This window comes from Eudoraea adriatica DSM 19308 (assembly GCF_000382125.1).
In the GTDB taxonomy this organism is placed as follows: Bacteria; Bacteroidota; Bacteroidia; order Flavobacteriales; family Flavobacteriaceae; genus Eudoraea; species Eudoraea adriatica.
Window position 1 is genome coordinate 740,790 of sequence record NZ_KB907546.1, and the last position, 9,606, is coordinate 750,395.

The following is a 9,606-nucleotide window of genomic DNA, read 5'->3' on the forward strand; positions in this document are numbered from 1 at the left end:
AAAGGGGTTGATTTGTGGGGTTAAATCATCGACAAAGTACCGAAAAAACAAGTTGAACTGCAATAAAAGTTGTAAACATTGTTAAAAATTCCGTGTAAATGGTAAATGATTATACGTTTTAAGTTTTAGGTTAAGTTTAATTTATATGATTCTTGATAGCTATAACGAAGATTTTTTCAATTTCTTGTATTTAGAACTAAATATTATTACTTTTGCGCTCCTAAAAAACATAAATCAGTATGAACAATTACGAAACTGTTTTCATTTTAAATCCCGTTCTATCAGATACTCAGATAGAGGAAACAGTAAAGAAATTTGAGGATTTCTTAAAGAAAAATGGGGCCAAAATGGTCGCAAAAGAAAATTGGGGGCTTAAGAAATTGGCCTATCCAATACAGAACAAAAAAAGTGGTTTTTATCACTTATTTGAGTTTAGTGCTCCCGGTGAGGTTATTACACCCTATGAGCAGGAATTCAGAAGAGATGAACGTATTATGCGCTTTCTAACCGTTAAATTGGATAAGCATGCCATTGAATGGGCGGAAAAAAGGAGAACAAGATTAAAAACTAAAGCGTAAGTATTATGGCATCAATAGAACAACAGGCAAAAGGTAAAAAGGACGGTGAAATCAGGTATTTGACCCCCCTTAATATTGAGACGAATAAGCAAAAGAAATATTGCCGATTCAAAAAGTCCGGTATCAAATATATTGATTACAAGGATCCAGATTTTTTGATGAAGCTGGTTAATGAACAAGGGAAGCTTTTACCAAGAAGGCTGACAGGAACTTCATTAAAGTATCAGAGAAAAGTGGCCCAGGCCGTTAAGAGAGCACGTCATTTGGCACTTATGCCTTATGTTGGAGATTTATTAAAGTAAAAAACAACGGATCATGGAACTTATTTTAAAAGAAGACGTTCAAAACCTTGGTTTTAAGGATGACGTAGTCAAAGTGAAGAACGGTTATGGTAGAAATTACCTGATACCTAAGGGAGTAGCCGTAATTGCAACTCCATCGGCCAAAAAAGTACTTGCCGAAAATTTAAGACAAAAGGCTCACAAGGAGAAAGAAGTCATAGCCGCTGCCAATAAAACAGCCGATGCATTGAAGGAACTCGAAATTAAAATTTCTGCAAAAGTAGGAGCTGCAGAAAAATTATTCGGGTCTATATCAAATATGGATGTGGCAGATGCTTTGGCCAAAGAAGGGCATGAAATAGATAAAAAGTATATCATTATCAAAGGCGGAACAATAAAACGCGCAGGTCCTTATGAAGCTCAAATAAGACTTCACAGGGATGTTGTCGTAGAATTTCCTTTTGAAGTGGTGCCCGAAAAAAAGTAAACCAAATTGGTTAATAACTATAAAGAGAGCTATGTTCGCATAGCTCTTTTTTTTTTTTATTTTTAATCTCTTGCAATTCTAACAACTAAACTCAAAACCAATGAAAATTTCAGCACTTTTAAGTTTTATTCTATTATGTATAGGAATTAGTGTTAATGCCCAGGTTACAAGCTCTAATATCAGAGGGTCTGTAGTTGATGACCAGGGAGTTCCTCTTTTAGGGGCAAATATAATTGCTATCCATACTCCCACAGGCACTAAGAATGGTACAGTGACTAATGAAGATGGCCGGTTTAACCTCTTAAACCTTCGGGTAGGAGGTCCTTACGAAATTACAATCTCCTATATTGGGTTTAAAACACAGACTCAGGCTGATGTTTACCTGTCCCTGGGTAAAACATTCAATATAGATGCCAAGTTGGTATCTGAAAGTCAGGCTCTGGATGAAGTTACCGTAACTTCTGACAGAGGTGGAACTTTTGGAAGTGATCGTACAGGTCAGGAAACGAGTATTGGCAGCAGGGAACTAACAAGACTACCAACGATTTCAAGATCTGCCTCAGATTTTACAAGACTCGATCCCACAGCTTCTGCAGGAGCTTCCGGCTCATCATTTGGCGGAAGGAACGATCAATACAATAATTTTTCTCTTGATGGTGCCATTTTTAATAATCCATTTGGATTGGATGCGGCAACACCAGGGGGGCAAACCAGTTCACAACCTATTTCATTGGATGCCATAGATCAGATACAGGTAACTACAGCGCCCTATGATGTTACCCAGTCCGGTTTTACAGGCGCATCGGTGAATGCGGTAACCAAAAGTGGTACCAATGAATTATATGGCACTGCATATGGCTTTTTTCGGAATGATGATCTTACGGGAGGAAAAATCAATGGAGACAAAGTTTTTAAAACGGGATTAGAACAAAAACAATATGGGGTTAGTATTGGTGGTCCTATAATAAAGAATAAATTGTTCTTTTTCGTGAATTTTGAGCGCGATGAGCTAACGTCACTTGGAACAGATGGTTTTGTACCTAATACAGGGACAGGTGAAATAAATGAGAGCAGGGTATTGGAATCCGATTTTCAATTAGTTGATAATTTGCTGCGTCAGGTGGTCATAGGTCAGGATGATAGCGGAAATGACATTTTCTATAACCCCGGAAGATATCAGGGATTTAATTTTAACCAGGAATCTACCAAAGGGATAATTAAACTTGATTGGAATATTAATGATAATAACCGATTGGCAATTATTTATAATTTCCTCAATGCTTCAAAAGGTAAACCTGCGAATAGAGATGCGATTACCTTCAGGGGACCAAATACGCAGACTTTACAGTTTGAAAATGCCGGTTATGAAATAAATAACAATATTCAATCGTTTCAGCTGGAACTTAATTCCAGATTATCCGATGAGGCTACCAATAAACTGCAGGTAGGGTATACTCATTTTGATGATTTCAGGAATCCTTTCTCTACACCGGCACCGAGTATTGTAATTTTGGATGATACAGGGAGCTCAAATTATATTATTGGAGGTCATGAGCCCTTCTCAATTAACAATACCCTGGACCAAAAAGTTTTTCAGATAACAAACAATCTTAACTTTTTTCAGGGAGATCATACGTTTACGATTGGTTTTTCTTTTGAAAAATTTGAGTTCGACAACTCTTTTAACCTGGGGGCATACGGTACTCAGGGGGTTTTCTTCCCAACGACTACGATAACAGATTTTCCAAATTTTGCAAGTTCAGGAGCGCTTCAGCAGTCATTTGATAATGCTATAGCTACCAATAATGCGTTCAACGCTGCCGGAGTAGGAAACCCAGGAGGATGGGCACTGGCGGAAACCAATGTCGGTCAATTGTCTTTTTACCTTCAGGATCAATGGGATATAAAGGAAAATTTCAAAATTACTTATGGTATTCGCTTCGACAAGCCACTTTACTTTGATACCTCAGAGAAAATCAGTGAAAATATTGCACGAAAAGGTGGCGTGGAGACAGGAACTTATAAACCATCAATCCAATATTTTGACCCGGCTACCAATGAACCTATATTTCTTGATTCAGAACAACTACCAACGAATAAAGTATTGATCTCGCCAAGGGTAGGTTTTAACTGGGACGTGAAAAATGACAAAACTCTCCAAATCAGAGGGGGATCCGGAGTGTTTACGGGAAGGTTTCCTTTTGTTTGGCTAGGGAACCAGGTACAGGGGGTAGACTTTTTCTTCTATCAGATCATGGATCCGGATTTCAAATGGCCACAGGTATGGAGGACTAATGTAGGTGTTGACAAAAAATTTGAAGATGGGTTAATACTAACGGCAGACGTATCTTATACAAAAGATATTAATGCGGCTCATGTTCAAAACTGGGGTCTTAGCGCTCCCTCTCAGACACTCAACGGAGTAGATAACCGTGCGGTATACGCAAACGATGATAAATCACAAATTTTCGGTGGTCCAACAAATGCCTATGTGTTTACCAATTCTGATAAGGGAAGAATTTGGAATGCTTCAGTAAAAGCGCAAAAAACATGGAGCAATGGCATATATGCCATGGCAGCCTATAGTTTTTTAAATGCACAAGAAGTAAATTCTGTTGATGCCGAAATTACAGGGGATGCATTTGCCGGCAATGCAATAGTTGGCGATGCCAACAATGATGTGCTTTCTTTTTCGAGATATGGGGATACACACAGGGTTATAGGCGTTTTCTCAAAAGGATTTTCCACCGGGACTACCGTTTCAGCATTCTTTGAATATGCCAAAAGTGGTCGTTTTAATTACATATATGGTGGCGACATCAATAATGACGGCTCTAGTATAAACGACCTTCTCTATATTCCTACAGCTTCGGAAGTTACCCAAATGAACTTTAGCGGTGCCGGACAGGCTGAAGCTTTTGAGGCATTCATTCAGCAAGATGATTACCTTAGCGGACGAAGGGGTCAGTATGCGGAGCGATATGCTGCCTTAGCCCCCTGGAGAAGTACTTTTGATGTAAAGGTATTGCAGGATATTAATATTAATGACAAAAACAAATTTCAGATTAGTCTTGATATACTTAATTTTGGAAATCTTCTTAACTCTAACTGGGGGGTAGTTGAAGCTCCAAATTTTGACCAGTTAATAGGTGTAACTGTGGATGACACCAATACACCTACATATACTTTCGACCCAAGCAGAAATAGTACTTTTGGAGCAGTTACTTCAGAGCTTTCAAGATGGAGAATGCAGATAGGGTTACGTTATATATTTAATTAAACAACATTTAATTAAAATTGGGCCGCACATTTTGTGCGGCCTTTTTATTTTTGTAAAATGAAATATGCCAGACTTACTAAGGAGCAATTTGAAGAATTACATAATGAGTTTATCAACTTTCTTGCAACGCAGTCCATTACTGCAACCGAATGGGAAACCTTAAAGAATACAAGGCCTCAGGTTGTTGAGGAGGAATTGGATGTATTCAGTGATCTTGTTTGGGAAGGTGTGCTGGGCAAAGTTAATTACCTGGAGAACATTTCCAGGCAGCAAATGCATTTATTCCATTTAGCAGATAAGGAAATGAAACTGATTTCCGTAAAGATATTAAATCCCGATATTGATTTAAATACCTCAATTGGGTTTAATTGGTTTAAGAAGAACTGGCAATCAGATTTTGTTGAATACCTGCAAGCTTCTAAATCCTTTACGGAGGATAAGAATCTGGATAAGTTTAAACTGATACAGGAAGGTGCCGTAATTACAAAAGGAGAATTATACCGCTGGTTTGATGACATAATTGGATAATATTATTCGTCTATCCTAGACAGGTTTGTACAAACAATTATATTTGCAGCAGTTAGCATAGTTTATGGCACAAAAACCATCCATACCAAAGGGCACAAGGGATTTTTCACCTGGTGAGATCGAAAAACGGAATTATATTATTCAAATAATTCAAAAACATTTTAAAAATTTTGGTTTTCAGCCCATAGAAACACCATCATTTGAAAATCTTGATACACTGATCGGGAAGTATGGTGATGAGGGAGATAGGTTGATTTTTAAAATTTTGAACTCTGGCGATTTCTTAAGCAAGGTTGATGATGTTACCTATAACTCCAAAAACTCAAAATCCCTAACCCCTGAAATTGCAGATAAAGCATTAAGATACGACCTCACAGTTCCGTTTGCGAGATATGTTGTAATGCATCAGAATGAAATAGACTTTCCATTTAAACGCTATCAGATTCAACCTGTTTGGCGCGCAGACCGTCCTCAGAAAGGGAGGTTCCGTGAATTTTATCAGTGTGATGCTGATGTAGTTGGAACAAAATCCCTGCTTCAGGAAATAGAATTCATACAACTTTATGATTTTGTTTTTACTGAATTAGGTTTGAATAAGGCCATAATAAAACTTAATAATCGGAAAATACTTTCAGGCATTGCTGAGGCTATTGGGGAAAAAGAGCACTTAGTAGACTTTACCGTAGCGCTCGATAAATTGGATAAGATTGGCAAAGAAGGGGTTATTAAGGAAATGTTGAATAAAGGTATTTCTACTAAAGCCATTGAAAAGGCAGAACCACTTTTTTCACTTAGCGGCACAAATGCTGAGCAATTAGAAAAGCTGGAAACTTTTTTGAAAGATTCTGATGAGGGGTCTGGAGGGGTTGAGGATTTGTCTTTTATTTTAACAGCATTAGATGAATTGGGATTAAATTCTGCTCAGGTAACAATAGATGTTACTCTGGCAAGGGGGTTAAACTATTATACAGGGACAATTTTTGAAGTGGCACCACCTGCAGAGGTAAGTATGGGATCCATAGGAGGTGGAGGTCGCTATGATGATCTTACGGGGATTTTTGGGCTTAAGGATATGAGCGGTATTGGAATTTCTTTTGGTTTGGATCGGATTTATTTGGTTATGGAAGAATTGGGCCTCTTTCCGCATAACATTGGCCGGGCGTTAGACTTATTATTCCTCAATTTTGGGGAGCAGGAAGCATTAGCGTCATTAAAGTTAATTGCAAAGCTGCGCAAAGAAGAAGTGAAGACAGATCTTTATCCGGATTCAGCCAAAATGCAAAAGCAAATGAAGTACGCCAATAAACGGAATGTGCCCTTTGTTGTAATTATTGGCGATCGTGAATTGGCCAACAATTCTTTTGTAGTTAAAAATATGTCCAAAGGAGATCAGAAGACCTATAACTTTAATGATTTGGAAGGGTTTCTCCGGGATTTAAAGTCGTCCCTTAATTGATTTTATAATTGTTTTGTAATATTCGGTGCTATGCGGAACGTACCTTGCAGTATTGGCCAGTCCCCAAACTTCTTCGGCAAATTGAATCAAGGGAATCATAGTCAAGGCTTCAACTTCACTATTCTGTTTTTTTAACGAACCAAAAGGAGCTTTAAGTTCGCAAAGAAAAGTATGGTGAAATTCATTATCTATCAAATTTTCACTATGCTCCTGAATCGATTTGAAAACGCCAATTTTGGTAAGATCCTCTTTCAGAATAGTTAGTCCAATTTCTTCCTTTACCTCTCTCAGTGCCGCATCATAAATATCTTCTCCGGCGCCTATATGTCCGGCAACCGAAACATCCCAGAGCAAAGGGTATGTATCTTTGAATTCACCTCTTCGTTGCATCAGGACTTCTCCCTGATTTGTGTATAACCAAATATGTACCGTGGGATGAAAGATTCCCTGCCGATGTGCATCAGATTTTAAAATGGTCTGCCCCGTATAGTTTCCTTCTTCATCCAGGCGGTCTACTAGTTCATCCATTTTCTGATTAATGAAAATTTATTTAAATAAGCCGAGCTAATCGAAATAACTGAATGTCTCTCCGGATTTTATGGTTAACAAGGTTTCATATATTAACCGGATAACATTTTCTATATCATCCCTGTGTACCGTTTCTACAGTAGTATGCATATATCTCAAAGGGAGAGAAATCAGCGCGGAAGCCACTCCTCCATTGCTGTATGCAAAAGCGTCTGTGTCCGTCCCGGTTGATCTTGATGCGGCCATACGCTGAAAAGGTATTTTTTTGGCTTCGGCTGTCTCTATAATTCGCTCTCTGAGTTTATTCTGAACGGCCGGAGCATATGAAATGACCGGTCCGGATCCTAATTCTGTATGGCCTTGTTTTTTCTTGTCAATCATTGGCGTTGTTGTATCATGACATACATCGGTAATGATCGCGGCATTAGGGCGTATAGTCTGCGAAATCATTTCGGCACCTCTCAGGCCAATCTCTTCCTGTACGGCATTCGTTATATAGAGTCCAAATGGCAATTTCTTTTTATTCTCATGTAAGAGTCTGGCAACTTCGGCTATCATAAATCCACCTGCTCTGTTATCTATTGCACGGCAGACATACTTTTCCTTATTCAAAACCTGAAATTCATCCGGATAGGTAATTACACAGCCCACGTGGACCCCCATTTTCTGAACTTCTTCTTTATCCTTGGCCCCGACATCAATAAAAATATTATCCAGCTTTGGAGGCTCTTCTTTAGCACGGTCACGCGTATGAATAGCCGGCCATCCAAAGATGCCTTTTACAATCCCTTTTTTGGTATGGATATTTACCCATTTCGAAGGTGCAATTTGATGATCACTACCGCCATTGCGAATAACGTACAGTAGTCCATTGTCTGTAATGTAGTTTACATACCAGGAAATTTCATCGGAATGTCCCTCAATAACAACTCTGTATTCTGCATCGGGATTAATTACCCCGACTGCAGTGCCGTATGTGTCCGTAATAAAAGTATCAACATATGGTCTTATATAATCCATCCACATTTTTTGACCTTCCCATTCATATCCTGTAGGGGAGGCGTTGTTAAGGTATTTCTCAAAAAAGGTCAATGATTTTTTAGTGATAATCTTCTTTTGGCTCATGTATTTTTATTTTGAATACAAACTTAACAATATTCACTTTTATTTAGTAATGCAGTCCAATGTTTATCATTAATTTTGGCAAGAAATTTGAAATTAAAATTTTGTGAAGAAGTACTTTCATCTTATTCTTATTTCTCTAATTGGCTATATTGGGGTTTCTCAGTTAAAAGAGAGGCCTTTGGATTCTATTGCTGAGAAAATGATAATCATAGAAGGAGATTCAATTTTTCGACAATCAATTGCCCTTGAAGAGGTCTATGTATTTGGTAAATTGGAGTTTTCATCGTACGGGGATAAACTGAAATACTACATCCTGCGCAGAAAGACTTTTAAGGTTTACCCTTATGCAAAAATGGCTTCTGAAAGGCTGGAGGAACTTAATGATAGTTTGTTGAAAATTAAAAGAAAACGAAAAAGGAAAAAGTTTACAAAGAATTTGCAAAAATATATTGAAGAAGAGTTTTCCGAAGAATTAAAGAAGTTGACGCGTACTGAGGGACAGATTTTAATAAAGTTGATTTACAGGCAAACCGGAAATACCTCTTATGGCTTGGTGAGAGAATTGCGCAGTGGTTGGCGTGCTTTTTGGTATAATAGCACAGCTAAAATGTTTAAGATAAGCCTAAAAGAAGAATACCACCCGGAAAGTATACATGAAGACTACCTTATTGAAGACATTTTGCAGAGGGCATTTGCAGCCGGACAGCTCGAGAGGCAGGAGTCCGTTTTGGATTATGATTATGCTTCACTAAGTAATAAATGGGCCAATACAGAAAAGGAAAAAAAATAGTTGCAGATAACGTTAAAATATATTAACTTTATAAGCCTTTTTTTGCTTTTGCTCTTACAGCAAAAAGCTAGTATTAAGTACGTTAAAAATTAAGGCAAAAATTATTTCATAAAAATTCTTGAAATTTATTTTTAATTAAAAAAAGTGCTCTATATTTGCACCCGCTTAGCTGGGCAGTATATCAGTTTAAGCATCGGGGAATTTTATTTCTTTGATTAGGTAAGTTCATTGACATATTGACAGACAGCGTTTTTCTGTTTATTTCATCTTTTTAATTAGGGATGGGATAGGCGGAAGAATTAAATTATTTTGGAATAAGAATACAAACAAGGGTTAGGATAGGGTTTTCATAGTTTATCTAGGCGTAAATACGTATTTTACGATACAACGATGAAGAGTTTGATCCTGGCTCAGGATGAACGCTAGCGGCAGGCCTAACACATGCAAGTCGAACGGTAACATAAAGTGCTTGCACTTTGATGACGAGTGGCGCACGGGTGCGTAACGCGTATAGAACCTACCCTGTACAGGGGGATAGCCCAGAGAAATTTGG

9 protein-coding genes and 1 rRNA gene are annotated in these 9,606 nt (G+C 38.0%); 8 read left to right on the top strand and 2 right to left on the bottom strand.

Features of this window, described 5'->3' with window-relative positions; all coding sequences use genetic code 11:
* Nucleotides 1–239: 239 nt before the first annotated feature.
* The 6 genes from rpsF to hisS all read left to right on the top strand — a co-directional run bounded on the left by rpsF (nucleotide 240) and on the right by hisS (nucleotide 6,610).
* Nucleotides 240–578, top strand: a complete 339-nt coding sequence (rpsF, locus tag G504_RS0103540; protein WP_019668763.1) for a 30S ribosomal protein S6 — start codon at nucleotides 240–242, stop codon at nucleotides 576–578.
* Nucleotides 579–580: 2 nt separating this feature from the next.
* Nucleotides 581–880 carry a 30S ribosomal protein S18 gene (rpsR, locus tag G504_RS0103545; RefSeq protein WP_205619656.1) on the top strand — a complete coding sequence of 100 codons (300 nt, stop codon included), beginning with the start codon at nucleotides 581–583 and terminating at the stop codon, nucleotides 878–880.
* A gap of 13 nt (nucleotides 881–893) precedes the next feature.
* Complete coding sequence (gene rplI, locus G504_RS0103550; RefSeq protein ID WP_019668765.1) at nucleotides 894–1,346, top strand: 50S ribosomal protein L9; 453 nt, start codon at nucleotides 894–896, stop codon at nucleotides 1,344–1,346.
* A gap of 100 nt (nucleotides 1,347–1,446) precedes the next feature.
* Complete coding sequence (locus G504_RS0103555; RefSeq protein ID WP_019668766.1) at nucleotides 1,447–4,626, top strand: TonB-dependent receptor; 3,180 nt, start codon at nucleotides 1,447–1,449, stop codon at nucleotides 4,624–4,626.
* 57 nt (nucleotides 4,627–4,683) lie between these two features.
* Entirely contained in the window at nucleotides 4,684–5,154 is a 471-nt protein-coding gene (locus G504_RS0103560) for a DUF6495 family protein (RefSeq protein WP_019668767.1), read from the top strand.
* A 64-nt stretch (nucleotides 5,155–5,218) separates the two neighbouring features.
* On the top strand, nucleotides 5,219–6,610 hold the full coding sequence (gene hisS, locus G504_RS0103565) for a histidine--tRNA ligase (RefSeq protein ID WP_019668768.1): 1,392 nt from the start codon (nucleotides 5,219–5,221) through the stop codon (nucleotides 6,608–6,610).
* Here hisS and G504_RS0103570 read toward each other — a convergent pair.
* Nucleotides 6,590–7,138: an NUDIX hydrolase gene (locus G504_RS0103570; RefSeq protein ID WP_019668769.1), complete on the bottom strand. Its 549-nt coding sequence runs from the start codon at nucleotides 7,136–7,138 to the stop codon at nucleotides 6,590–6,592. The genes hisS and G504_RS0103570 overlap by 21 nt on opposite strands.
* A gap of 36 nt (nucleotides 7,139–7,174) precedes the next feature.
* Nucleotides 7,175–8,263, bottom strand: coding sequence for a M42 family metallopeptidase (locus G504_RS0103575; RefSeq protein ID WP_019668770.1), 1,089 nt, complete (start codon nucleotides 8,261–8,263; stop codon nucleotides 7,175–7,177).
* Nucleotides 8,264–8,366: 103 nt separating this feature from the next.
* Between G504_RS0103575 and G504_RS0103580 the strand changes: the two genes are divergently transcribed.
* Nucleotides 8,367–9,053 (top strand): DUF4294 domain-containing protein, encoded by a 687-nt coding sequence (locus tag G504_RS0103580; protein WP_019668771.1) that lies wholly within the window; start codon nucleotides 8,367–8,369, stop codon nucleotides 9,051–9,053.
* Nucleotides 9,054–9,440: 387 nt separating this feature from the next.
* Nucleotides 9,441–9,606, top strand: a 16S ribosomal RNA gene (locus G504_RS0103585); the annotation flags it as partial.

Coding starts and splice junctions, on each gene's coding strand:
- rpsF (WP_019668763.1), top strand. CDS start 240: ATGAACAATTACGAAACTGTTTTCATTTTAAATCCCGTTCTATCAGAT.
- rplI (WP_019668765.1), top strand. CDS start 894: ATGGAACTTATTTTAAAAGAAGACGTTCAAAACCTTGGTTTTAAGGAT.
- G504_RS0103555 (WP_019668766.1), top strand. CDS start 1,447: ATGAAAATTTCAGCACTTTTAAGTTTTATTCTATTATGTATAGGAATT.
- G504_RS0103560 (WP_019668767.1), top strand. CDS start 4,684: ATGAAATATGCCAGACTTACTAAGGAGCAATTTGAAGAATTACATAAT.
- hisS (WP_019668768.1), top strand. CDS start 5,219: ATGGCACAAAAACCATCCATACCAAAGGGCACAAGGGATTTTTCACCT.
- G504_RS0103570 (WP_019668769.1), bottom strand. CDS start 7,138: ATGGATGAACTAGTAGACCGCCTGGATGAAGAAGGAAACTATACGGGG.
- G504_RS0103575 (WP_019668770.1), bottom strand. CDS start 8,263: ATGAGCCAAAAGAAGATTATCACTAAAAAATCATTGACCTTTTTTGAG.